At 63.0% G+C, this 22,640-nt stretch carries 21 protein-coding genes; 7 read left to right on the forward strand and 14 right to left on the reverse strand.

Annotated elements, in window-relative coordinates:
• Window positions 1–8: 8 nt before the first annotated feature.
• A complete protein-coding gene (locus ABIB36_RS00865) occupies window positions 9–740 on the reverse strand; it encodes an enoyl-CoA hydratase (RefSeq protein ID WP_084347689.1) in 732 nt (243 codons plus the stop codon).
• Between the two features lie 52 nt (window positions 741–792).
• Between ABIB36_RS00865 and ABIB36_RS00870 the strand changes: the two genes are divergently transcribed.
• The 4 genes from ABIB36_RS00870 (at window position 793) to ABIB36_RS00885 (ending at window position 4,815) form a co-directional block, all read left to right on the forward strand.
• Window positions 793–1,875: an NAD(P)-binding domain-containing protein gene (locus tag ABIB36_RS00870; RefSeq protein ID WP_354559279.1), complete on the forward strand. Its 1,083-nt coding sequence runs from the start codon at window positions 793–795 to the stop codon at window positions 1,873–1,875.
• Window positions 1,876–2,031: 156 nt separating this feature from the next.
• Window positions 2,032–2,853 carry a mycofactocin-coupled SDR family oxidoreductase gene (locus ABIB36_RS00875; protein WP_354559280.1) on the forward strand — a complete coding sequence of 274 codons (822 nt, stop codon included), beginning with the start codon at window positions 2,032–2,034 and terminating at the stop codon, window positions 2,851–2,853.
• A 9-nt stretch (window positions 2,854–2,862) separates the two neighbouring features.
• Window positions 2,863–3,822, forward strand: coding sequence for an AAA family ATPase (locus tag ABIB36_RS00880; protein ID WP_084347685.1), 960 nt, complete (start codon window positions 2,863–2,865; stop codon window positions 3,820–3,822).
• A 69-nt stretch (window positions 3,823–3,891) separates the two neighbouring features.
• Window positions 3,892–4,815 carry a vWA domain-containing protein gene (locus tag ABIB36_RS00885; RefSeq protein ID WP_354559281.1) on the forward strand — a complete coding sequence of 308 codons (924 nt, stop codon included), beginning with the start codon at window positions 3,892–3,894 and terminating at the stop codon, window positions 4,813–4,815.
• Window positions 4,816–4,882: 67 nt separating this feature from the next.
• Here ABIB36_RS00885 and ABIB36_RS00890 read toward each other — a convergent pair whose 3' ends face one another.
• Together ABIB36_RS00890 and ABIB36_RS00895 are read right to left on the reverse strand one after the other, a co-directional pair.
• Window positions 4,883–6,094, reverse strand: a complete 1,212-nt coding sequence (locus ABIB36_RS00890) for an acetyl-CoA C-acetyltransferase (protein ID WP_084347683.1) — start codon at window positions 6,092–6,094, stop codon at window positions 4,883–4,885.
• A 61-nt stretch (window positions 6,095–6,155) separates the two neighbouring features.
• On the reverse strand, window positions 6,156–7,061 hold the full coding sequence (locus tag ABIB36_RS00895) for an SDR family oxidoreductase (protein WP_373270550.1): 906 nt from the start codon (window positions 7,059–7,061) through the stop codon (window positions 6,156–6,158).
• A 191-nt stretch (window positions 7,062–7,252) separates the two neighbouring features.
• Between ABIB36_RS00895 and ABIB36_RS00900 the strand changes: the two genes are divergently transcribed.
• Window positions 7,253–8,800 carry a FadD3 family acyl-CoA ligase gene (locus ABIB36_RS00900; protein ID WP_084347679.1) on the forward strand — a complete coding sequence of 516 codons (1,548 nt, stop codon included), beginning with the start codon at window positions 7,253–7,255 and terminating at the stop codon, window positions 8,798–8,800.
• A gap of 82 nt (window positions 8,801–8,882) precedes the next feature.
• Here ABIB36_RS00900 and ABIB36_RS00905 read toward each other — a convergent pair whose 3' ends face one another.
• Both ABIB36_RS00905 and ABIB36_RS00910 read right to left on the reverse strand, forming a co-directional pair.
• Entirely contained in the window at window positions 8,883–9,944 is a 1,062-nt protein-coding gene (locus ABIB36_RS00905) for a 2Fe-2S iron-sulfur cluster-binding protein (protein WP_354558902.1), read from the reverse strand.
• Window positions 9,945–10,050: 106 nt separating this feature from the next.
• On the reverse strand, window positions 10,051–10,812 hold the full coding sequence (locus ABIB36_RS00910; protein WP_084347675.1) for an SDR family NAD(P)-dependent oxidoreductase: 762 nt from the start codon (window positions 10,810–10,812) through the stop codon (window positions 10,051–10,053).
• A gap of 125 nt (window positions 10,813–10,937) precedes the next feature.
• Here ABIB36_RS00910 and ABIB36_RS00915 point away from each other — a divergent pair, with 125 nt between their 5' ends.
• Window positions 10,938–11,711: an SDR family oxidoreductase gene (locus ABIB36_RS00915; protein WP_354558904.1), complete on the forward strand. Its 774-nt coding sequence runs from the start codon at window positions 10,938–10,940 to the stop codon at window positions 11,709–11,711.
• A gap of 10 nt (window positions 11,712–11,721) precedes the next feature.
• On the opposite strand, the gene ABIB36_RS00920 is transcribed toward ABIB36_RS00915, so the two are convergent.
• From ABIB36_RS00920 to casI, 7 genes are read right to left on the reverse strand one after another with little or no spacing between them, the layout of a single operon-like run.
• The gene (locus ABIB36_RS00920) at window positions 11,722–12,555 is read right to left on the reverse strand and encodes a MaoC/PaaZ C-terminal domain-containing protein (RefSeq protein WP_354558905.1); all 834 of its coding nucleotides are present in this window, start codon (window positions 12,553–12,555) and stop codon (window positions 11,722–11,724) included.
• Window positions 12,552–13,730 (reverse strand): lipid-transfer protein, encoded by a 1,179-nt coding sequence (locus ABIB36_RS00925; RefSeq protein WP_084347669.1) that lies wholly within the window; start codon window positions 13,728–13,730, stop codon window positions 12,552–12,554. Before ABIB36_RS00925 ends, ABIB36_RS00920 begins: the two co-directional genes overlap by 4 nt.
• Window positions 13,727–14,161: a MaoC family dehydratase gene (locus ABIB36_RS00930; protein ID WP_084347667.1), complete on the reverse strand. Its 435-nt coding sequence runs from the start codon at window positions 14,159–14,161 to the stop codon at window positions 13,727–13,729. The genes ABIB36_RS00925 and ABIB36_RS00930 overlap by 4 nt, the downstream gene beginning before the upstream one ends.
• Window positions 14,158–15,270: an acyl-CoA dehydrogenase family protein gene (locus ABIB36_RS00935; RefSeq protein ID WP_084347665.1), complete on the reverse strand. Its 1,113-nt coding sequence runs from the start codon at window positions 15,268–15,270 to the stop codon at window positions 14,158–14,160. Before ABIB36_RS00935 ends, ABIB36_RS00930 begins: the two co-directional genes overlap by 4 nt.
• Entirely contained in the window at window positions 15,270–16,178 is a 909-nt protein-coding gene (locus ABIB36_RS00940) for a Zn-ribbon domain-containing OB-fold protein (RefSeq protein ID WP_354558906.1), read from the reverse strand. The genes ABIB36_RS00935 and ABIB36_RS00940 overlap by 1 nt, the downstream gene beginning before the upstream one ends.
• On the reverse strand, window positions 16,175–17,341 hold the full coding sequence (locus tag ABIB36_RS00945; RefSeq protein ID WP_354558907.1) for an acyl-CoA dehydrogenase family protein: 1,167 nt from the start codon (window positions 17,339–17,341) through the stop codon (window positions 16,175–16,177). Before ABIB36_RS00945 ends, ABIB36_RS00940 begins: the two co-directional genes overlap by 4 nt.
• Window positions 17,342–17,395: 54 nt before the next feature.
• A complete protein-coding gene (casI, locus tag ABIB36_RS00950; RefSeq protein WP_084347659.1) occupies window positions 17,396–19,108 on the reverse strand; it encodes a steroid-22-oyl-CoA synthetase in 1,713 nt (570 codons plus the stop codon).
• A 269-nt stretch (window positions 19,109–19,377) separates the two neighbouring features.
• On the opposite strand from casI, the gene casG reads away from it, so the two are divergent.
• Window positions 19,378–21,039 (forward strand): steroid-24-oyl-CoA synthetase, encoded by a 1,662-nt coding sequence (casG, locus tag ABIB36_RS00955; protein WP_084347657.1) that lies wholly within the window; start codon window positions 19,378–19,380, stop codon window positions 21,037–21,039.
• A 77-nt stretch (window positions 21,040–21,116) separates the two neighbouring features.
• On the opposite strand, the gene ABIB36_RS00960 is transcribed toward casG, so the two are convergent.
• Together ABIB36_RS00960 and ABIB36_RS00965 are read right to left on the reverse strand one after the other, a co-directional pair.
• Window positions 21,117–21,767, reverse strand: coding sequence for a PaaI family thioesterase (locus tag ABIB36_RS00960; protein WP_084347655.1), 651 nt, complete (start codon window positions 21,765–21,767; stop codon window positions 21,117–21,119).
• Window positions 21,764–22,636 carry a MaoC/PaaZ C-terminal domain-containing protein gene (locus ABIB36_RS00965; RefSeq protein ID WP_084347653.1) on the reverse strand — a complete coding sequence of 291 codons (873 nt, stop codon included), beginning with the start codon at window positions 22,634–22,636 and terminating at the stop codon, window positions 21,764–21,766. The genes ABIB36_RS00960 and ABIB36_RS00965 overlap by 4 nt, the downstream gene beginning before the upstream one ends.
• Window positions 22,637–22,640 lie beyond the last annotated feature (4 nt).

The following is a 22,640-nucleotide window of genomic DNA, read 5'->3' on the forward strand; positions in this document are numbered from 1 at the left end:
GTTGGCAGCTAGCGGCCGAGGAACTTCGGCGGGCGCTTCTCGTTGCGTGCGCGCCGGGCTTCTTGCATGTCCTCGCTCTTCCACGCAGCGCCGAACGCTTCCCACTGCTCGGGCTTCGGCTCGTCGTGCGCACCGTCGTCGTTGAAGACGAGCTTGAGGTGCCGCAATGCCAGCGGCGCGAGTTCGGTGATCGACTGTGCCCACTGCTGCGCGACGTCCGCTCCGCCGCGTTTGTTGGCGAGTCCGCTGTGATGTGCCTGTTCTGCGTGCAGACGTTCGCCGCCGAGAAGGATCGTGCGCGCGACCGAGCCGCCTGCGAGCGAGGAGAGCCGCTTGATGGTCCAGTTGTTCACCGCGATACCCAGGCGGGTCGAGGGGATCTCGAAGTAGCCTCCGTCTGCGACGACCCGAAGATCGCTCGCGATGGCGAGCTGGGTACCGGCGCCGACCGCTGGACCGTTGACTGCGGCGATGACCGGGACCGGGACATTCTGGACTGTCTGCAGAAGCGTGTTCAGGGTCTCCGGGAAGTCACTCGAGAACGAGTCGCCACTGAGATCTGCGCCTGCGCAGAAGCTCGAGCCCTGCCCCGTGATGACGATTACCCTGGCGTCGCCGGCGACGGCGTCTTCGATTCCCTCGCGCAGGGCCACACACAGTGCAGTATCGAGCGCGTTGCGGCGTTCCGGTCGCTGAAGTTCGAGTGTGACGACGTCGCCGTCACGAGTCTGTCCGATCATGACCTAGACGTTACCCAGCGGTAGCGACGGTGGTGCTGCGCGGGCTGATCTACTGGTCGATGTGATCGAGACGGATATTGCGGTGATCGGCGCGGGACAGGCCGGGCTGTCGGCCGGTTACCACCTGCATCGGGCAGGGCTGCAGGTCGAAGAAGACTTCGTGATGCTCGACCGCTCTCCGGCACCGGGTGGGGCATGGCAGTTCCGCTGGCCATCATTGACGCTGAGCACCGTCAACAGGGTCCATGATCTGCCAGGAATGGAGTTCGTGGACACGTTGACGGGCGAGGCCCCCGAGTCCGTCGTGGCAGCCGAGGCAGTACCCCGCTACTACCGTGCCTACGAGGCCAAGTTCGACCTCCGGGTGCGACGGCCTGTCACGGTGAACGTCGTCTGCGACCGCGAACCACGCTTCCGCATCGAAGCCGGTGAGACAGTTCTGTCGGCACGAGGATTGATCAATGCCACCGGTACGTGGGAGAAACCGTTCATCCCGCACTATCGGGGCGCCGAGTTGTTCGCCGGCCGGCAGCTGCATACGAAGGACTACCGAACGGCAGACGAATTCGCCGGCGAACACGTGATCGTCGTCGGTGGTGGCATCTCGGCCGTCCAGCTGCTCGACGAGATTTCTCAGGTCACCAGCACGACGTGGGTCACGCGCCGCGAACCGGAATTTCGCGAGGCGAACTTCGGACCCGACGCAGGGCGGGCCGCCGTCGCCATGGTCGAGGATCGAGTTCGACGGGGACTGCCGCCCGGCTCGGTCGTGTCCGTCACCGGATTGCTGCTGACCGATCGTCTGAAGGCAGCGCGGGATCGGGGCGCCTTGAACCGCCTGCCGATGTTCTCGCAGATCACCTCGAACGGGGTTCGATGGGAGGACGGCACGAGCGTGAATGCCGATGTAATCCTGTGGGCGACCGGATTTCGCAGCGCGCTCGACCACTTGGCGCCGCTACGATTGCGCGGACCCGGCGGCGGAATCGTCATGGACGGCCGTCTAGCGACCCGTGTCGCGGCGAACCCGCGCGTGCACCTGCTCGGGTACGGGCCGTCGGCGAGCACCATCGGTGCCAATCGGGCCGGGCGGGCCGCGGTCACCGAGTTACTCGACACACTGAACAGCAATTAGAAATTTCAAGCAATCCGGCCACTCCTGCACTCGGTGTCATATACCTTCGAGCGTGTGTCCGACACGGACATCGCGCCGCACAACGCCCTCGTCCATTTCGGCGAAGCGTTCTGCGCTCGAACTGATTTCACCGACGGACAACGAGGAAGCTCGATCATGGGAAAGCTCGACGGGAAAGTAGCCTTCATCACCGGTGCGGCACGCGGCCAAGGCCGTAGCCACGCCATCAAGCTTGCGCAAGAAGGTGCCGACATCATCGCCGTCGACATCTGCGCACAGATCGATACGGTCCCCTACCCCCTGGCAACGCCGGAAGATCTCGCGCAGACCGTCAAGGAGGTCGAGGCCCTCGACCGGCGAATCATCGCCACGGAAGCCGACGTCCGTGACTACGACGCGCTGAAGAATGTGGTCGACAAGGCGGTCGCCGAATTGGGTCCGATCGACATCATTCTCGCCAATGCCGGTATTGCACCCCTGGGTGCCGTGAACCCGGATCACGTCAAGACTTTCCGAGACGTCATCGAGGTCAACCTGTTCGGCGCGTGGAACACTGTCCACGCGGGTGTACCCAGCATGATCGAGAAGGGCCAGGGCGGATCCATCGTCCTGACGAGTTCCACCCAGGGCTTGTCCGGTGCAGGCGGCACCGGATCGGGAGCGGCCGACGGTTACGCGGCAAGCAAGCACGCCCTCGTCGGGCTGATGCGTACGTTCACCAGTTGGCTGGCGCAGTACTCCATTCGAGTCAACAGCGTGCATCCGACGGGCGTGGGCACCCCGATGGTGCTCAACGAGGCCATGCAGAACTATCTCGTCTCCAACCCCGAGGCCATTGCGCTGGCGGGCAATCTCCTGCCCGTCCCGATGATCGAGTCCATCGATATCAGCAACGCCATTGCCTGGCTCGTCTCGGACGAGGCCCGCTATGTCACGGGCGTCACACTGCCCATCGATGCCGGATACCTGGCGAAGTAGCGAGAACCCATGGCACAGCTCGACGGCAAGTACCAGCTCGCTCCGTTGTCGATCGTCGAGATCCGCCGCCGGATCGCGGCGCGCCTCGTCGGGCGAGAGCACGAACTCGACTTGCTGTTGGCTGCGGTTGCAGCCGGGCGGGACCTCCTCATCGAGGGTCCGCCCGGCACCAGCAAGAGCACTCTGCTCGGCGCCATCACTGCCGAGTGGAACATCCCGCTGCTCTTCGTCGAGGGCAACGCGGACCTGACGCCCGCCCGAATCGTGGGCCACCACAACCCTGCCCGAGTTCTTCGCGAGGATTACAGCGAGGACAACTTCGTGCCTGGGCCGCTCGTCGAGGCCATGCGTACCGGTGGGTTTCTGTACATCGAGGAGTTCAACCGTGCACCGGAAGACACCTTGAACACGCTGCTCACCGCGATGGCAGAGCGACGCATCGCCATCCCGCGTGTCGGTACCGTGCACGCACTCCCGACGTTCCGTTTGATCGCATCGATGAATCCCTACGACAACGTCGGCACCACACGATTGTCGACGAGCGTGCACGATCGGTTGTGCAGACTCGCGATCGGGTACCAGGATGCCGAGGCGGAACGTGGAATCGTAGGACTACGAACCGAATCCGACTCCCCGCGCTTGATTGCAGATTCGGTGGCGATCACCCGAGCCACGCGCGAACACGAGGACATCACGCAGGGCAGCAGTGTGCGCGGCGCGATCGATCTGACCCTGCTCGCGGAGCAGTTGGCATTGCTCCGCTCCGTCGAACTCCCCGCGAGTACCGACGTCGAGCCCTCTCGTGATCTACCGGCGAGCTACCAGCAGGTCATGCTCGACGCGCTCCTGCTCGCACTGTCCGGACGCATCCACGTCGACGAGACATCGGATGCGACACCGGAAATGATTCTGCGCTCCATCTGGGAGGACCACTTTTTGCTCCGCCCCGCCGCAGCGGCACCCGGTTGAAGAGCCGTCACTGCAGACTCATCGGTCCGAAGGCCCGGAAACCGAGGCACCGGCGGCGCCTTGAAGCCGTTGCGGCGCAAGCCGAAACAACTCACCGAGTCGCCGTCGCTGTTCCGTCCCGGCGGTGGGGCGGGAGCAGCGCTGATCGCCGACGGACATCCCGGGCCGGGGAAGGCAGCCGGGGAGAACAACCCGTCGGCGCCGGGGTTCACCGAGGAGACTGCCGAGGTGATCGCACTCGCAGACGCCACCGCGCAAGAATCTGCATCCGACGCCGCAACCCGAGCACTCGCTCGAAAGATCGCTGCTCGCCTGGCTGTTCGACGTCCCCGTCGCGACACTCATGCCCGACGAGGGGTCGGTGAACTGACCTCGCTCCGATACCGGGGCAGCAGCGACGAGATCGACCTCGACCGCACGCTCGATGTGCTCGCTGCCATTCCGATGCCGGAAGACGACGACATCGTGGTACGAGAACGACTGCACACCAAGCGGTCTGTCGTTCTCGTCGTCGACATCTCCGGATCGATGAAGGGCGAACGAGTGCGGACGGCCGCAGCGACCGTCGGCGCACTCGCTGGTGAACTGAATCGCGACAACCTCGCCGTGGTCGTATTCTGGTCCGACGCAGCCGTTCTCACGCGTTTCGGTGACCCGATGACTCCTCTCGGAATCCTCGATACCGTCCTGCGGATTCCTGCCCGCGGTCTGACCAACGTCCAGTTTGCGCTCGACACCGCGGCCGGGTTGCTACGGACAGTGTCCTCACCGGACTCGCGAGTGGTTCTGCTTTCCGACTGTGTGCACAACGCCGGGCCCGATCCACGGCCCACCGCGGCGAGGATTCCGCGCCTGGACATCCTGCTCGACACCTCGGGTGAGAACGACGTCGACCTCGGCCGTGATCTCGCTCGCCTCGGGCACGGCCGCATCAGGGTCATCCGCACTTATCGTGACGTCGGCCCCGCACTCAGCGCACTGTTCGAGCGTTGACCGTATGGTGCCCGCCACCATGACCCTTCTGGGCCAATGGAACTGGCGGGCACCATACGGTCATGAATCACTTCAGACGCTGAACAACCATCGCCATGCCCTGGCCGCCGGCCGCGCACATGGTCTCGACGCCGATCTCTTTGTCGCCCCACGAGAGAGCGTTGAGCAGCGTCGCCGTCATCCGGGCTCCGGTCATACCGAACGGGTGCCCGAGTGCAATAGCACCGCCGTGCACGTTCACCCGATCGACGTCGACTCCCAAGTCGCGGTAGCTGGGAATGACCTGTGCAGCAAAGGCTTCGTTGATCTCGAACAGGTCGACATCGCTGACGTTCAAGCCCGCCGAAGCGACGGCCCGACGGGTAGCTTCCACCGGGCTCAAGCCCATGATTTCGGGAGATATTCCGGAAACCGAGGTCGACAGGATGCGCGCGAGCGGCTCGATCCCGAGATCCTTGGCGCGCTGCTCGGACATGATGACCAGGGCCGCTGCGCCGTCGTTGACCGGGCAGCAGTTGCCTGCTGTGACAGTTCCATCCGGCCGGAAGACCGGCTTGAGCGTCGACAGCGAATCGACGTCGACACCGGCGCGGGGGCCGTCGTCGCGAGAGACCGTCTGTCCGTCCGGAGTCTGGACCGGGGTGATTTCACGATCGAAGAATCCGGAAGCGATGGACTCCTGAGCGCGTGCCTGACTGAGCGCGGCGTATTCGTCCTGCTCGCGACGGCTGATGGAACGAAGGCCTGCAACGTTTTCCGCGGTCTCGCCCATTGCGAGGTAGACATCGGGGAGAAGCCCTTCCTCGCGAGGATCCGTCCACGTGCTGCCTGCCTGCGCCGCAGCGCGCTCTGCGGGTGCAGCAAACTTGCTGTTCTTGGTATCCGGCATCCCGTCGGACTTACCCAGTCCGAAACGCGAGACCATTTCCACGCCACCGGAAATGAAGGCGTCGCCTTCGCCGGCGCGAATGGCATGGAACGCCATCCGAGTGGTCTGAAGGCTCGAGGCGCAGTATCGCTGCACCGTGGTACCGGGCACGGTGTCGTAGCCGAGAAGAACGGAGATCACGCGAGCGAGGCCGTAACCCTGCTCGCCTGCCGGCTGCGCACAACCGATCATGATGTCGGTCAGTTCCCGCGGATCGAACGCCGGGATTTTGTCCAGTGCAGCATGAATGATGGTGGCGGCGAGATCATCGGCGCGAAGATCCCGCAGTGATCCCTTGCGTGCGCGCCCGATCGGTGAACGGGCGGCGGAGACGATGACAGCTTCGGGCACGTGGGGCTCCTGAAAGTGGATTGAGTCGAAATCGATGGTTGAGCAAAGGCAGTGCGAGCGTTCAGGCTCCGTACACAGGTGTCGGCGGTACGGCGCCACCGATCAGCTCGTCGACGACGGGTCCGAGTTCCTGCGGATCCCAACGGGCACCCTTGTCGATGACGGTTCCGTGGCGCCAACCGTCGGCGAGAGAGACCTTGCCGCCCTCGACCTCGAAGACCCTTCCGGTGACATGAGCGGAAGCAGTGCTGCCCAGCCACACGACCAAGGGAGAGACGTTCTCCGGCGCCATCGCGTCGAAGCCTTCCTCGGGCGCCGCCATGGTCTCTGCCATCGCGCCTCCCGCACCGACGGTCATGCGAGTACGCGCAGCGGGTGCGATCGCGTTGACGGTGATTCCGTACCGAGCGAACTCGGCTGCGGCCTGGATGGTGAGCGTCGCGATTCCGGCCTTGGCCGCCGCGTAGTTTCCCTGTCCGATGCTGCCCAGCAGGCCTGCACCCGAACTGGTGTTGATGATGCGGGCATCGACGGCATTGCCTGCCTTCGCCTGTGCGCGCCAATAGGTGCTGGCATGACGCATCGGCGCGAAGTGGCCCTTGAGATGCACTCGAATGACCGCATCCCACTCTTCTTCGCTCATCGTCGCGAGCATGCGGTCACGCAGAAATCCACCGTTGTTGACGAGAACGTCGAGACGTCCGAAGCCGTCGAGGGCCGTGTTCACGAGCCGCTCGGCACCGTCCCAGTCAGCGATGTCGTCACCGTTGACCACAGCTTCGCCGCCTGCGGCCCGAATGGTGTCGACGACCTGCTCGGCCGGGCTCTCCCCCGTCGGACGTCCGTCTTTGCCTGGGTCGAAATCGTTGACGACAACTTTGGCGCCTGCGGCCGCGAAAGCCAAAGCGTGTGCACGCCCCAAACCGCGGCCGGCTCCGGTCACGATTACAACGCGTCCCTCGAGCATGTCATTCACGTGTATGTCTCCTTGACGTTGCTGACGTGGAAGTCGATCGGTCGAGCTGCCGACAGCTCTCATGATTGCCGTGTTAGCGTACCAAGCAAGTGCTTGGTTGTTCAATCTGCCATTCGGCAACGAAATACGCTGAGCCTCCTCGATAGGATAATCTGCCAAGCAAGCGTTAGGTTAGGAGCCGAATGATCGAAGGACCGAGCACGACACCGGCAGCGCTCACGCGCGCCGCCGAGAACCATCCCGACCGTCTCGCGATCATCGACGGCGTTTTCAGCCTGACCTTCGCCCAGCTGCACGAGCAGGTAGAAGCATTCGCTTCCTCGCTCATTGCCTCCGGGATCGAAGCAGGTGCGCGCGTAGCGATCTGGTCGCCGAACACCTACCACTGGATCGTGGCAGCGCTCGGTACCCATTGGGCAGGCGGCGTCGTCGTTCCCATCAACACCCGCTACACCGGCACCGAGGCCGGCGACATCATCGAACGGGTACACGCCGCGGCACTCGTCGTGGTCGGTGACTTTCTCGGCACCGATCGACTCGATCGACTGCAGGAGGCCGCACCGGAGTTGCAGGTGCCCGTCATCGTGCGAATCCCACTGAGCGGCACCGATCAACCGAAGACCGGCGTCACCGACTGGGACGAATTCTGCACCATCGGTACCGCCGCGTCCCGCGCAGAGGCCCACGTACGCAGCGCAGCGGTCGACGCCGAATCCGTCTCCGACATCTTGTTCACTTCGGGCACCACCGGTCGCAGCAAAGGCGTGCTGAGCGCGCATCGTCAACTCATGTCGGTGGCGCAGTCGTGGGCCGAGAACGCCGAACTCACCGCAGAAGACAATTACCTGATCATCAATCCGTTCTTTCACAGTTTCGGATACAAGGCAGGTTTCGTCACCGCGCTACTCGCCGGAGCCACAGTGGTACCGATGGCAGTGTTCGACGTGGAGGCCGTCATGGCCATCGTGTCCGAGCAGCGGATCAGCGTCCTCCCCGGCGCGCCGACGATCTACCAGAGCATTCTCGATCACCCCCGGCGTGCCGACTACGACATGTCCAACCTTCGAATTGCGGTCACCGGTGCGGCCCCGGTCCCGGTGGCTCTGGTCGAGCGCATGCAGAACGAACTGTCCTTCGATGCCGTCCTCACCGCATACGGTCAGACCGAAGCGGTAGTTGCAACGATGTGTCGTAGCGACGACGACCCTGTCACCGTGTCCACCTCGTCCGGACGCGCCACTGCAGGTTTCGAAATCCGCATCGGCGACCAGGACGAGATCCTTCTGCGCGGCCCCAACGTGATGCTCGGTTATCTGGACGATCCCGAGGCGACGGCCAAGACCATCGACTCGGACGGATGGCTGCACACCGGCGACGTCGGAGTCCTCGACGACCGTGGCTATCTCGATATCACCGACCGTCTCAAGGACATGTACATCAGCGGCGGATTCAACGTGTACCCGGCCGAGATCGAAGCAATGTTGCTGCGACTTCCCGGGGTGTACGAGGCCGCGGTGATCGGTGTACCCGACGAGCGGATGGGAGAGGTCGGCCGCGCCTATGTCGTCCTGAGCCCTGGCAGTGATCTGTCCGAGGAGACGATCATCTCGTTCTGCAAAGACAAGCTGGCCGGCTTCAAAGCGCCCCGGTCGGTGCAGTTCACCGAATCTCTACCTCGGAACGCGTCGGGCAAAGTACTGAAAAATGAGCTGCGCGAGAAGAAGTCGTGACTCGATAGCAAGAGCATGAATAAAAGACCGGGAGGGTGGCAATTGCCACCCTCCCGGTCTTTTTCGTTCGGTCCGAGAATTCTCAGAACTCGATTTTAAGCCTGTCACTCACCGGGCGTGCTTGGCAGGCGAGGATGTATCCCTCTTCGATGTCGGCAGGATCGAGTATGGACGAATTGCCCATCACTACTTCACCGTCGAGGACACGGCAGGCGCACGAACCGCATTCGCCCTCTCTGCACGAGTACGGCACGTCGAGATTCTTGGACAACATCACGTCGACGAGCGTTGCGCTACGCGGCCAGATCATCTCGTGAGATTCACCGTCCATCTCGACCTCTACCGACGCAGGTGCGGGCCCGTCGGTAGCGTCGAGTGCGCTCAGCTCTTCGATCACCGGCGCAAAAGGGTCTCCGGTCAGCGAGACGAAAATTTCCGAGTGGATCTTGCTTCGCGACGCACCGGCGGTCGTCAGCGACTCGTGGATGGCGTCCATGAACGGCTTGGGACCACAGATGTATGCGCGGCGGTCGGTCCAATGTTGCGACAGCGATGCCAGTTGGCCGATCGTGGGTCGACCCTGCACGGATTCCAACCAGTGGACGATGGTCAGTCGATCGTCGAACTCGGCAGCCAAGTCTCGTAGCTCCGCAGCAAAGATGATCGAGTTCTCGTCACGATTGGCGTAGAGCAGCGCAACCTTGCCGGTGCCCTGGTCGAGAAGGGATTTCAGGATCGACATCACCGGGGTGATGCCGCTGCCTGCCGCGAAGAGCGCGACGTCTTCGTCGAGGTCCACCACGGTGAACACCCCAGCCGGGGGAAGCACTTCGATGCGATCGCCGACAGCGACGTTGTCGCACAGCCAGTGCGAACCGAAACCACCATCGGTACGTTTGACCGTCACCTTGAGGAGTTCGTCGGTGAACGGCGAGCTCGCCAACGAATAGCAGCGCGCCACCGAGCCTTCGCGATCACTCGGAATCCGCAACGTCAGAAACTGTCCCGGCTTGTACTTCAAGCGCTCCCGACTGTCGGTCGGTACGTCGAAGACCAACGAGCGCGCGTCCGCGGTTTCCTCGACTACGGCAGCAACTGTCACCACCACCGACCGTGAACTGTGCGGCGCCTCGACTAATGTCATCGCGTTCGTGCCCTTTCCGATGCGAAAAATATCCAGGCTGACTATACTGGCGCCTCTGGGCAGGTTCGACGCGTTCCCGCTGTGCGAGACTCGGCCGGAAGAGAAATCATCCCCAGCGCGACTGTCCGCCGTCGAGGGGAATCGTGGCTCCGGTGAGATAGCCGGCATCGTCGCTGACGAGGAACAGCACAGCGCGGCCGATATCGGCTTCCGGGTCACCGACCCGGCCGAGCGGAATACTCTCGACGAACTCGGCAGCCTCCTGCGGATTCTTCTCCATCCACCGTTCGAGAGCAGGGGTCTTCGCGTGCGGGGCCACGGCCAGAACGCGGATTCGGTCCTCGCCCCATTCGCAGGCAGCGGACCGGGTGAGCGCGCGCATGCCTTCCTTGATCGAGGCGTATGCACCGTAGTTGCTCGCATCCCAGCGCACCGAAGCCGCGGTCACCATATTGATGATCACTCCGCCCCCACGCGCCTTCATATGTGGGTGGCACAGTTGCATCAAGCGCAAAGCTGCCAGGGGCCCCGATGCGAAAGATCTTTCGTAGTCTTCGTCGACGATCGACAAAATCGGTCCGGGCTTGCAGTCGTTGGCGTTGTTCACCAGGATGTCCACTGAACCAAGGGCACTCACGGTCTGTTCCACAGCGGCGGTGATGTCGCCACGATCTTTCACATTGCAGACAACAGCTTCGCTACGCACTCCGATGTCGGTCAGCATTGCGCAGGTGTCGTGCAGTTTGCTTTCGGTGCGGCCGGCAACGGCAATGGCCGCACCTTCCTTCGCCAAGGCAAGTGCGATACCTTGGCCGATACCTTGACCCGCACCCGTGATGAGTGCAACCTTGCCGTCGAGCTTTCCCATTTTCACTCCTGATTATCTAGAATCGAATTTTTCTTTACTGTTTGTAGTCAGACCGGAACCGAATACGTTCTCATCGAAAAATCGGTAATTCAACCGATTCCGCCATCATCGAAGAAGGATTCATTGTGACTGCCCCTCGAGCTTTCGACTTCTCCCATCGCAGCATCGTCGTCACCGGCGGAACGAAAGGTATCGGCTTCGAAATCGCCACCGCGTTCTTGGCGGCCGGTGCTGACGTAATGGTCTGCGGCCGCACCGTTCCCGAGACGTTGCCGAGCTTCGACGGACGCAGTGCGAAGTTCCGTGCAACGGACGTCCGCGACCCGGCCGACGCCGCCGGATTGATCGAGGATGCAGTCGCAGCCCACGGCCGACTCGACGTTCTGGTGAACAATGCCGGAGGCTCACCGGATGCCGATGCTGCCACCGTCTCACCACGATTCGTCGAAAAGATCGTGGCATTGAATCTTCTCGCGCCCTTCAACGTGTCGCAGGCCGCCAACGCGGTGATGCAGACGCAACCCGAAGGTGGTTCGATTGTCAACATCGGCAGCGTCTCCGCGCACGATCCGCAACCCGGAACTGCTGCTTACAGTGCCGCCAAAGCCGGTCTCCTGGTGCTCACCAAGGCCCTCGCGCTGGAGTGGGCCCCCAAAGTACGTATCAACCACATCACGACGGGACTTCTCCGCACCGACAGCGCCGCCGCGGTGTACGGCGACGATGGCGGTGCGGCTGTGGTTCGTACCCTTCCGATCGGCCGAATGGCCGTTCCCCAGGACATCGCCGGAGCGTGCCTGTTCCTCTCCAGCGAGTGGGCGTCGTACGTCAACGGAGCAGACCTTGCGGTGCACGGAGGCGGCGAGTACCCCGCCCGTTACCTGGCAACCCATCCCTGACCTCGGTCGCTCATTTTCCCGAGTGAGAGTGGAACCGCGCACGGGCCCCGGCGATGACCGGTTGCCCGTCGCGGACCAACTCGAAGGCGGTGCCGTCGGTCTCGTCCCACGAGAGCAGGTCCGGTGAGTCGCCCGGGAACAGCGGGGCCGCGAAACGTCCGCTCACGCTGGAGAGGTCGGCCGGGTGAACACCGAGCCTGCGGGCCAGTGCGAGGGTGCTCGCTGCCAGAGTGCAGAGTCCGTGCATGATCGGTCGCGGCTGACCGATGGCCTCGGCCGCCTCGGGATCGATGTGGATATGGTGGCGATCGCCGGTGAGGCGGTACAGCGCAGTTTGATTCGCGCTGGTGCGGAGCACATCGGTCGAGGAGGGACTCTGCTCGGGTCGGGTCGTTTTCGCCGGCCCACGCTCACCGCCGAAGCCGCCTGATCCCGGCGCGAAGATTGCCCAGGTTGCCACGAAGAACGGCGATTCGACCTTTACCTCGAAGACGGCCGCCGCGCCCTTGTCCCACACCTCGCCCACCGATGCCTGCATGGTGACCGAACCGCTCGTGGGTAGCGGGGCGATGACCTCCATGCTTTGCGATCCGTGAAGTGCGGTGGTGGTATCGAAGCCGCCACGTGAGCCCAACTCGTCGGGCGCCCATTGTGCAAGGGTCAACGCGAAGGTGGGCAAAACACGAAGGTTCTTCTCGAAGACCAGATCCAACTCGCCGGCCTCTGCTCCCACCGCCAGCGCATAGAGGATGGCGTCCTTCTCTTCGTAGGACACCGTCCGGGTGCCGAGATCCACGCCTTTCCACTGATCCGGGGTCATGGGGGTCTGCTCGGTCGGGCTCATTGCTCGCGTCCTAGGATCAGCCCACTGGTGGGCACGGCTGTACCGGCAGTGACCAGTACATTGTTCACTTCGTTCGGTTGAGTGGTCGACGTCCCACGCAGGAGCCGCACGGCTTCGGCGATACCGTTCACCCCGTGTAGGTAGGCCTCCCCCAGCTGGCCGCCGTGCGTGTTGGTGGGCAGGGATCCACCGATGTCGAGATTTCCTTCGCGAATGAAATCCTTCGCCTCTCCTCGCCCACAGAAGCCCAATTCCTCCAACTGAGGAAGCACCAAGGGAGTGAAGTGGTCGTAGAGGATTGCGGCGGAAATATCCGCAGGCGTCAACCCACTCTGGCCGTACAGCTGCTTAGCCACCACTCCCATTTCGGGGATGCCGGTGATCTCGGGCCGGTAGTAGCTCGCCATCATGTGCTGATCTCGACCCGATCCCTGCGCAGCACCTCGGACGATGGCCGGGGCATGCTTCAGATCCCGTGCACGCTCGGCAGAGACGATGACCAATGCTTGCCCCCCGTCGGTTTCCTGGCAGCAGTCCAGCAAGTGCAGCGGCTCGGCGATCCATCGAGAATTCTGGTGATCTTCGAGTGTGATGGGGCGGTTGTAGAACCACGCGGCGGGATTGACCGCGGCATGTGCCCGGGCCACCACGGCGACGCGGCCGAAGTCTTCACTGGTCGCGCCGTATTCGTGCATGTAACGACGGGCGAACATCGCAACCCACTGAGCGGGAGTCGACAAGCCCTGCGGCGTCAGCCACGCGTACGCGGCTCGATCGGCCGTACTGTCCATCGGCCGGTCGTGCTGGCCCAAGCCGTAACGGGTACCGGATCGCTCGTTGAACGCGCGATAGCAGACGACGACGTCGGCGACGCCCGTGGCGACCGCCATCGCTGCCTGTTGCACGGTGGCACATGCGGCCCCGCCGCCGTATCCGATGCGTGAGAAGAACTTCAGTTCACCGAGACCGGTATTGCGAGCAACGATCGCCTCGCCGTTGGTCTCGGCAGTGAAGGTGGACAATCCATCGACCTCGGAAGGATCGATACCGGCATCTGCCAAAGCTGCGACGATGGCCTCGCAAGCGAGCTGAAGTTCACTGCGCCCGGAATTCTTGGAGAACTCGGTGGCACCGATTCCGACAATGGCTGCAGCACCGGACAACTGGTTACTCATCGAGCACCCGGGGATTCATATGCCACGGTCACAGTCCCATTGACGTGTTCACCGAGACTGTTGCGGCCGCGCACTGTCACCTCGATCGTGTCGCCGTCCTTGCCGGACACCGTTCCACTCAAATGCATGTCGTCTCCAGGATAGTTGGGCGCCCCGAGCCGGACCTTGATTCTTCGCACGGTCGCAGCAGGGCCCGCCCACGCGCTGACGAACTGTCCCACCAGACCATTGGTGGTCAATATGTTCATGAAGATGTCCTTCGACCCACGCGCGACCGCCTGTACGGCGTCGTGGTGAACGTCCTGGAAGTCGCGGGTCGCAAGCGCACCTGCGACGATCAGTGCCCGCGTGATCGGCACGATCGATTCCGGTAGTTCTTCTCCCACTGCACAATCACTCAGGGCTCGCACACTCACCGCGGGGCTGCTCATGCGATGACCTCGACCCCAGTTGCCAAGAGGTCGCCGAGCCTGTTCAGGTCGGACGCCGCTCCTCCCAGTGTGGCGCCGATCTGCTTGCCCCACAGCAGATAGCGGTGAATCGGGTAGTCGGTGTCCACGCCGATCCCACCGTGTACGTGCTGCGTTCGGTGCACGACTCGCGCTCCGGCGTCGCTGGCCCACCACTTGGCGACCAACACCGACGTACCCGGGTCCTCCCCCGCCGACAGCAGCCAGGCCGCCTGCCAGAGGGTGACACGCATGGCTTCGATGTCGATGTAGCAGTCCGCGAGCTGATGCCCCACCGCTTGAAACGTGGCGAGCGGTCGGCCGAACTGAACTCGCTCGTTCAGATACGCCACCGCCTGCTTCACTGCACTCTCGGCTACACCCAACTGCACTGCAGCCAAAGCGATTTCGGCGTAGGACTCGATCTTCCCGACGGCACTACCATCGGCTGCACCGAGAATATCGACGCGCGCGCCCTCGGCAGTGATATCGGCACAGAGTTCGTGCGTCGTGGATTCGTTGTCCCGGCGGCTCACACCGTCGGCAGACGGATCCAACAGGAAGAGGGCAGGGCCCGAGGACGTCTCGGCAGAGACCACAACTCGTGCGGCGACATGTACCGACGGGACTGCAACCTTCGATCCTGTCACCCGCCAGACGCCGTCGACCTCTGCGGCAGTCATGGACGGTGCACCGCTACCGAAAGGCCCGAAGCCTTCCAGCCCGATCGTCAGAATCTTCGAACCATCGGATGCGGCGGGAAGCCACTCGTTCTTCTGATCCTCGGTTCCGAATTCGCCGATGACCAATGCGCTCACCAGGTGTGGCCACAACGGGACCGGTGCAACCCGGCGGCCCTGTTCGACGAGCACGACGCAGAGTGCGGAGAAATCGAGGGCGCTTCCGCCGAATTCTTCACTGACCGCGATGCCGAGCACACCGGTGCGGCCGAGCTCGTCCCACAGTTCCCGATCGAACCGCTCCGCCGAGGCCTCCACGGCCACGATTCGGTCGGTGCTTGCGCGCGCTCCGAAGACATCGGCGGCAAGTTCGCCGATCGTTCGCTGCTCTTCGCTGAAACTGAAATCCATCAGTGCTCCTGAGATGAAATAGGCCGGAAGGCAGGCAAAGTCAGATCCGAGTCGGCGTCGATCCACGTCAACTCGACGGCCATGTCGATGGTGACGTCCGCGGGCTCGATGCCGGTCATATTGGCGACCAAGCGAGTGCCCTCCTCGAGTTCGATGACAGCGACGATCAACGGATAGTCGAAGGCATCGATCTGTGGATGGTGGTTGACGACGAAGCTGTACACATGACCGCGCCCTGACGCATCCACGGTGTCCCAGTCGGTGGATCGGCACTGTCCACACATCGGACCGGTCGGATGTCGAAGCACACCGCAGGAGGCGCATCGCTGGATCACCAAGCGGTGTTCGAGGGCGGCTGCGAACCAGAACGCATTGTCGTCGTTCAGCGCCGGACGAGGTCGCAGGGCGCGAGCAACGGCTTTCTCCGCCGGCCGGTACCGCAACGTACGCCACCGCTGTGTGCCGACGACCATGCCGTCGGTATCGCGATACGTCTTGAGCGTGGTGATGAAATGTCCGACGCCCAGCCCGGTCTTCTTCTCCTCGGAAATTGCTTCGACAACTTCCGACACCTGAAGATGGTCACCTGGACGTAGCTCTCGGAAGAACTCCATATCAGAATCGGTGGCGACCACCGAGGTGAATCCGGCGTCGTCGAGGATCGCGATCAGGTCGGTCCAGGTCGGCGAAGGGTCGACTCCGGACATCTTGTCCGTGTAGGACTTCATCGTCCACACCTGGAGCATGGCGGCGGGCGCGACCGAACCGTCGGCATGCTTCGGATCCCCGCCCCCCATGACCTCCGTCCAATGTCTGATCATCGGCGCGTTCACCGGGTCCGGTCCGAGTGTCGGTGGGACCAACACTGCGCCCTCGAATTCGCGTAGGCGCGCGCTCACCTCGATCATGCGTTCCTCTTGGCGCGAACGAGGCCGAGGCCCATCGTGCCGACCATGTCGCGCAGGACTTCGTTGACCCCACCGCCGAAGGTGTTCACGACGGATTGCCTGGAGATTTGTTCGATCTGGCCGCCGAGAACTGCACCGGGAGAACCGGGCCGAAGACGCCCCACGGCACCGAGGATGCCCTGCAGTGCGCGATAGACCTCGATGTGCGTTTCCGTGCCGTAGGTCTTGATGGCGCCCGCGTCCGCTCCGGACAACGTGTCCTGTGCGACGGCAGCGGCCATCTTCCAGTTCATCAGCCGCATCGCCTCGAGCTTGGCGTGGGTACGGGCGAATTCGATTCGTACCCAAGGAATTTCGAGTGCACCGTTGTCTCGAGCCCAGTCGAATACCTGACGCCAGAGACCGAGTGTTCGGCCGCCGAGCGCAGCGAGGCCGATCCGTTCGTGGTTGAGCTGCGCGGTGATGAGCTGCCAGCCTCCGTTGATCTCGCCCACCACTTCGGCGTCCGTGATGCGAATATCGCTGTAGTACGTCGAGGTGACCATCAATCCACCGACGGTGTTGATGGGCGACCAGCTGAAGCCCTCGTCGTCGGTGGGCACGATGAGAATCGAAATTCCGCGATGCTTCGGAGCTTCCGGGTCCGTGCGGGCTGCGAGCCACACGTAGTCGGCCGTGTTGGCGCCACTGGTGAAGATCTTGTTGCCGTTGACAACCCAGTCCTCACCGTCCCGGACTGCCTTCGTCCGCAGCGACGCGAGATCCGTGCCTGCCTCGGGCTCGGTGTAGCCGATGGCGAAGACGATCTCGCCGGCCAGAATGCCGGGCAGAAAGCGTTCTTTCTGCTCTTCGGTACCGAATTTCATCAGCGTCGGACCGACGGTGTTGACCGTGACGAACGGGAACGGCAATCCGGCCCGCTGAACCTCGTCGAAGAATACGAACTGATCCTCGGCAGAACGTCCCTGGCCGCCGAACTCCACGGGCCAGCCGATTCCGAGCCATCCGTCTTTGCCGAGCAACCGCACTATCTCCCGAAAGTGCTCACCGCCGACCCCTTGCTCTCCGGCGACGCGTCGCTTCTCCGGTGGCAGCAGCTCCGCAAAATATGTGCGTAACCCCTGCCGGAGAGCGCTCTGTTCTGGTGTTTCCTTGAGATCCATCTCAATACTCCTCGTGCCTGACTCCGGCTGTCACTACCAAATGGGTGGATCGACTCAGGCGGACAGGAACCGTCGACGCCCATAGGTGTCGAATTCCTTTTCCAACAGATCTTTGTCTTCTTCGGTCATCAACCGGTACTGAGGAGCCCCTCGACCCTCCCACCGGAAGATCAGGTCTTCGCAGCGCCAATTCTGCTGCTGCAGCTTGTTTTTGACGATTTTGTTGGAACCTGTCACGGGCAGGTTCGCCGAGACTCGAAGAAAGCGCGGCGCCGACTTGGTTCCCAGATCGTCCTGCGCGGTGAGGAAGGATGCGAAGGCCGCGGCGTCGAAAGCGTCGACGTCGGGCACCTCCAGCGCAGCCATCACCTGATCACCCGAACGAGGGTCGGGCACCGAGTAGACACCGGTCGCTATGACGGACGGGTACCGCCGGCAGATGCGCTCGACCATCAGCGCCGAGGTGTTCTCACCGTCGACCCGAATCCAGTCGCCCTTGCGTCCGGCGAAGTAGATGAAGCCGTCCTCGTCTATGTAGCCGAGGTCGCCCGTCCAGTACCAACCGTGCCGCAGCCGGTCCGCGATCGCGCTCTCGTTCTTGTAGTAGCCCTCGAAGGCCGACGCGCCGGCCATATCGACCATCTCACCGATGGACTCGTCCGGGTTGAGAACCCGCCCGTACTCGTCGCACCGGGCGAGCCCTTTCTTCTCACGCGTCTCGGGGTCCACGATCGCGATGTTCTTGTGAGCGGGACGACCGAGCGCGCCTGCCGGTGCATTCGGATCCAGCGTTACCGAACCGGCGCCTTCACTCGATCCGTACCCCTCGAACAGTTCGGCACCGAATCGCCGAACGAATTCCACCTTGTCCTCCGGGGACGCCTCGGTACCGAATCCTCGCACCAGCGTGTTGACGTGGTCGTCCTCGGATTCCGGTGTCGCCATCAAGTAGGCGAGAGCCTTCCCGACATACGTAAAGAAGGTTGCGCCGAAGAATCGCACATCGGGCAGAAATCCCGACGCGGAGAACTTGGGGGTCAAGCACACGACGGCACCGTTGGCGAGAGCCGGGGCCCACAGCGCCATCAGTGCATTGCCGTGGAACAACGGCATGCAGCAGTAGTCGACGTCGTCCCGCGAATGTCCGTACTTGGCCGAGTTGGTGTAGGCGAGCCTGGCAAGCCGTCCTTGACTGCAGCGGACCGCTTTGGACGCACCCGTCGTCCCGGAGGTGAACAGCAACAACATCAGGCTCGAACTATCGACCGACGGTGCTGCTACCGGCGCCTCCTGCATGAAACCGGCGCACCTGTCCAGGTATTCGGGCTCGTCGACAAGGACGAACCGGTCCGGCGTCAGGCCCAGATCCAGGCTGGAGAGCATGGTCATACCGGCAGTGTCGGTGACGATCAACTGGCAATCGACGTAGCGAATCTCGGCTTCGAGTTCGCCGCCCCGCTTTGTCGGATTGATCCCGACGATCGTTCCACCGACCAGCGCCGCGCCACCGAGCCAGAACACGAATTCAGGAGTGTTCTCGAGCAGGACACCGATGTGGAACGGCCCGTCGACGCGCATCGACTCGGCAAGCGCACCGCGCGCTGCACTCTCGAGGACTACCTCGTGCCACGTCCAGTCCTGCTCGCGGGTCCGTAGTCCGTCGTGGTGATCGCCCAGTCGATCGAGAAGCATCTCCGCGATGGTCCCGCGATGCCCCTTGTCGTCCTGCACGGTGGTCTTCTTCTCGGAGGCCAAGTCCTGGGTCATGCGCACATCTCTGTCGTCGTTGTTTCGATGATGCGGTTACGCAGCGTGATCGGCCCGAATGTGGCCTGCGCCGAACGACCGACCTGCGCGGTGGGCAAGTCGAGATCTATGGTCATAACTGTCCTCCAAGTCCGATTACTCCCGTAACGTATCTGCCGATGGTGACTGCCCGGGGGGGAGTCTCGCTCAGTGGCAACGACCGTCTGCCACTGCGTGCTTACATGCCATCTTGTGGCGGTACACCTGCCCGAGGACGAAAGGCCCTTTCGATGACCGCTTCTACAGATCCGCAGTTCTACCTGGACCAGGTGATCACCCGGCTCACCGGACCCGGCGGGAGATTCGAACTGGCCGAGGAATCGGTACTGGGGACTCGCATGCCCGTGATGAAGAACCGGACGCGGGGAGTGGGCGAACTGCTGGCGGCGTCGGCGAAGTGGGGTGAGAGGGACTACCTCATCACTGCGGACCGCAGACTGTCCTACGCCGAACACGCCACCGCCGTCGCGGCATTGGCGACCGCACTGCGCGATGACTACGGGGTGAGCAAGGGAGACCGCGTAGCGATTCTCGGCGCGAACTCGATGGAATGGGTCATTGCGTTCTGGGCCACGCAGTCGCTCGGCGCCATCACTGTCGCCTTGAACAGCTGGTGGGTTCCCCGCGAGATCGAATACGGCGTGAAGCACAGCAGGCCCAGCGTGATCATCGCCGACGCCAAACGCGCCGCGACGCTGGCCGAGATGAAGCTCGACACCCCGGTCCTGACGATGCTCGATGACCTACCGAAGATCATCGAGCAGTACCGCGGCGCCACGCTCCCGGTCACCGCTGTCGACGAAGACGATCCCGCAGCCATCCTCTATACGAGCGGCACGAGCGGCAAGCCCAAGGGCGCCCTGCACTCACAGCGAAATATCCTCGCGGTGGTCGATTACCACCGATTCAGCGACGCCATCGTCGCCGCATTCAAAGGTGTCGAGTTCGATCCGTCGCTCCCGAGCGAGAAGAAGTACCTACTCACCTCGCCTTTGTTCCACATCGCCAGCCTTCACAATCTCGTGATCCCCCGCCTCGCAACCGGCAGCGCGGTCGTCATGAACGAAGGCGCCTTCGACGTCGACACCATCCTCGGCCTCGTCGAACGTGAGCGAGTGACGGACTGGGGCGCGGTCCCCACCATGGCTGCCCGTCTCGTCGAACACGGCAATCTCGATCGCTTCGATCTGAGCTCGCTGACCTCGTTCGCACTTGCCTCCGCACCTTCGTCGATCGCGTTCAAAGAACGCCTGCGCCAAGAGGTTCCGTTCGCCAAGAACTCACTGGTGGACAGCTACGGCCTGACCGAGTGCAGCACTGCCATCGCTGTCGCTGCCGGGCCGGACCTCGAGCGCCATCCCGGAACCCTGGGCCGTCCCATCATCACCGTCAGCCTCGAGATCCGTGATCCCTTCGGAGAATGGCTTCCCGACGGCACCGAGGGCGAGATATGTGTACGTAGTCCCTTCGTGATGCTCGGATACTGGGAAGACCAAGCGGCAACCGACGCCGCGATCTCACCCGGACGATGGTTGCGTACCGGAGACTACGGGTTGATCGAGGACGGCAGACTTCGACTGACCGGCAGGCGGTCGGACCTGATCCTTCGTGGTGGAGAGAACGTCTATCCCGTCGAGATCGAGCAGTGCCTCGACGAACACCCTGACGTACTCGAATGCGCGGTCATCGGAACACCGCACACCGACCTCGGCCAAGAGGTGTCTGCGGTGGTGGTTCTTCGACCAGGCGCTGTGCTCGAGGAAAGCGAACTGCGCGAGTGGACGGCGGAGCGGTTGTCTTACTTCAAGGTACCCACCCGCTGGCGTATCACCGGAGACAGCTTGCCCCGCAACGCAACCGGGAAGCTCTCGCGGCGCGACATCAGCGTGTAAGAGCAGTCACGACAACGGCGTCGCACCGGGTGAAAACCCTGTGCGACGCCGTTCGTTTTCCAGCTTGCCCACTCGGGTCAGCGTGGACGTGGCACCGTTTTGTCGATGAACAAGGCCTCGACGGATACGCATACCCGACCGTCTGCGGTCCTGATGTAGCCGACCGTGTTGATCTTGCGGCCATCGACGGAATCGAGCTTGGCAGTGACAGTCAGCGGCTCGAACAACGGTGTCGGGGAGTGGTAGCGAAGATTCAATTGCGCCGTCATGCCGGCCTTTCCGGCCCACGCATTGGCGACTCCCAGCGTGTGATCGAGCAGCAGTGCAGACACTCCTCCGTGCACGTGTCCCGGGGGACCCTGGTAGGCGAGCGTCAAGACGACAGTGCCTTCGACGGAGCCGTCGGACTTGCCTTCCAGCACGAGAGGAGGGGCGATCGCATTCTCGAGACCGGTCACCGGGTCGTGCCGTGTCACACCCTCGCCGTTCCACATGTCGATCAATCGCTCTTCCACCGCGGGCGCATGACTCTCCAGGTGCTGGGCGACACTGATCAGCTCCTCTGTCACCCGCTCGAGGTTGGCGTTGCCACGATCGGTCCGCAGCAGAGCATCGATCACTCGGCGTGCCGCTTGGGTGGCTCGATCGACTGAGGAATCGTTGCTGACCGAGGTCAGCACCGTCCCCGAGGGGCTGGTTTCATACGTGGGGTGCGTACCGGGGATCATGAAACTACTTTCATGGATGCGTGGGTCAGGATGGCTTGTCCGTCGCGCTCGGGAGAACTCGTGCGGAGAATCAAGAGTCCGTCTTCTTCCCAGACAGAGGTTTCGAGTGGTTCACCCGGATAGGTGGGCCCGGCGAAACGGACCGAGAAATCGCTGACTCGGCTCGGGTCGGAGTCCAACAGACGCTCGGTCACTGTCCTGCAGACGATCCCGTAGGACGCGAGTCCATGCAAGATGGGCCGATCGAATCCCACCGCCGCGGCGATGCTCGGGTCTATGTGCAGTGGATTGAGGTCACCACTGAGGCGATAGAGCGCCGCTTGATCGGGACGGGTCGAAGATTGCAGAAGGTGATCCGGTTTCCGATCCGGCACGGTGTCAGTGGTGTCCGGCCCGGCCTCGCCACCGAAGCCGCCCTCGCCACGAGCCCAAATTTGCATCACCGTCGTGAACAGTGCACGGCCGTCATCATCGGTTGCAGCATGTTCGAGTTCGATCACTGCTGCCTTGCCCTTGTCCCAGATGTTCGCCACACGCGTCGTGATGCGGGCGCTGCCGGTCGACGGTATCGGTGCATGTGCAGTCAGCGATTGGCCACTGTGCAGGAGCTTGCGCAGATCCACTTCGACGCCCGGCATCTGCAGACCTGCGCTCTTGGAGACACCCGCTGAAATACCACCTCCAGCAACCAGCGCGAAGGTCGGCAGCACACGTAGGTTTTTCTCGTACACCCAGCCGAGCTCGGCAGGGTCCAGTGGGTTCTCTCCCGCACCGACACCGAGGTGATAAAGGATCACATCTCGGTCGGTCCACGAGATCTCGCGCACTGTCGGCTCGGCGGCCAGCGCGGTAGCGAGGTCTATTGCCATTGGG

Source organism: Rhodococcus sp. UYP9 (genome assembly GCF_040547235.1).
In the GTDB taxonomy this organism is placed as follows: domain Bacteria; phylum Actinomycetota; class Actinomycetes; order Mycobacteriales; family Mycobacteriaceae; genus Rhodococcoides.

Coding starts and splice junctions, on each gene's coding strand:
- ABIB36_RS00865 (WP_084347689.1), bottom strand. CDS start 740: ATGATCGGACAGACTCGTGACGGCGACGTCGTCACACTCGAACTTCAG.
- ABIB36_RS00875 (WP_354559280.1), top strand. CDS start 2,032: ATGGGAAAGCTCGACGGGAAAGTAGCCTTCATCACCGGTGCGGCACGC.
- ABIB36_RS00880 (WP_084347685.1), top strand. CDS start 2,863: ATGGCACAGCTCGACGGCAAGTACCAGCTCGCTCCGTTGTCGATCGTC.
- ABIB36_RS00895 (WP_373270550.1), bottom strand. CDS start 7,061: ATGCTCGAGGGACGCGTTGTAATCGTGACCGGAGCCGGCCGCGGTTTG.
- ABIB36_RS00900 (WP_084347679.1), top strand. CDS start 7,253: ATGATCGAAGGACCGAGCACGACACCGGCAGCGCTCACGCGCGCCGCC.
- ABIB36_RS00905 (WP_354558902.1), bottom strand. CDS start 9,944: ATGACATTAGTCGAGGCGCCGCACAGTTCACGGTCGGTGGTGGTGACA.
- ABIB36_RS00910 (WP_084347675.1), bottom strand. CDS start 10,812: ATGGGAAAGCTCGACGGCAAGGTTGCACTCATCACGGGTGCGGGTCAA.
- ABIB36_RS00920 (WP_354558905.1), bottom strand. CDS start 12,555: ATGAGCCCGACCGAGCAGACCCCCATGACCCCGGATCAGTGGAAAGGC.
- ABIB36_RS00925 (WP_084347669.1), bottom strand. CDS start 13,730: ATGAGTAACCAGTTGTCCGGTGCTGCAGCCATTGTCGGAATCGGTGCC.
- ABIB36_RS00930 (WP_084347667.1), bottom strand. CDS start 14,161: ATGAGCAGCCCCGCGGTGAGTGTGCGAGCCCTGAGTGATTGTGCAGTG.
- ABIB36_RS00935 (WP_084347665.1), bottom strand. CDS start 15,270: ATGGATTTCAGTTTCAGCGAAGAGCAGCGAACGATCGGCGAACTTGCC.
- ABIB36_RS00940 (WP_354558906.1), bottom strand. CDS start 16,178: ATGATCGAGGTGAGCGCGCGCCTACGCGAATTCGAGGGCGCAGTGTTG.
- ABIB36_RS00945 (WP_354558907.1), bottom strand. CDS start 17,341: ATGGATCTCAAGGAAACACCAGAACAGAGCGCTCTCCGGCAGGGGTTA.
- casI (WP_084347659.1), bottom strand. CDS start 19,108: ATGACCCAGGACTTGGCCTCCGAGAAGAAGACCACCGTGCAGGACGAC.
- casG (WP_084347657.1), top strand. CDS start 19,378: ATGACCGCTTCTACAGATCCGCAGTTCTACCTGGACCAGGTGATCACC.
- ABIB36_RS00960 (WP_084347655.1), bottom strand. CDS start 21,767: ATGATCCCCGGTACGCACCCCACGTATGAAACCAGCCCCTCGGGGACG.
- ABIB36_RS00965 (WP_084347653.1), bottom strand. CDS start 22,636: ATGGCAATAGACCTCGCTACCGCGCTGGCCGCCGAGCCGACAGTGCGC.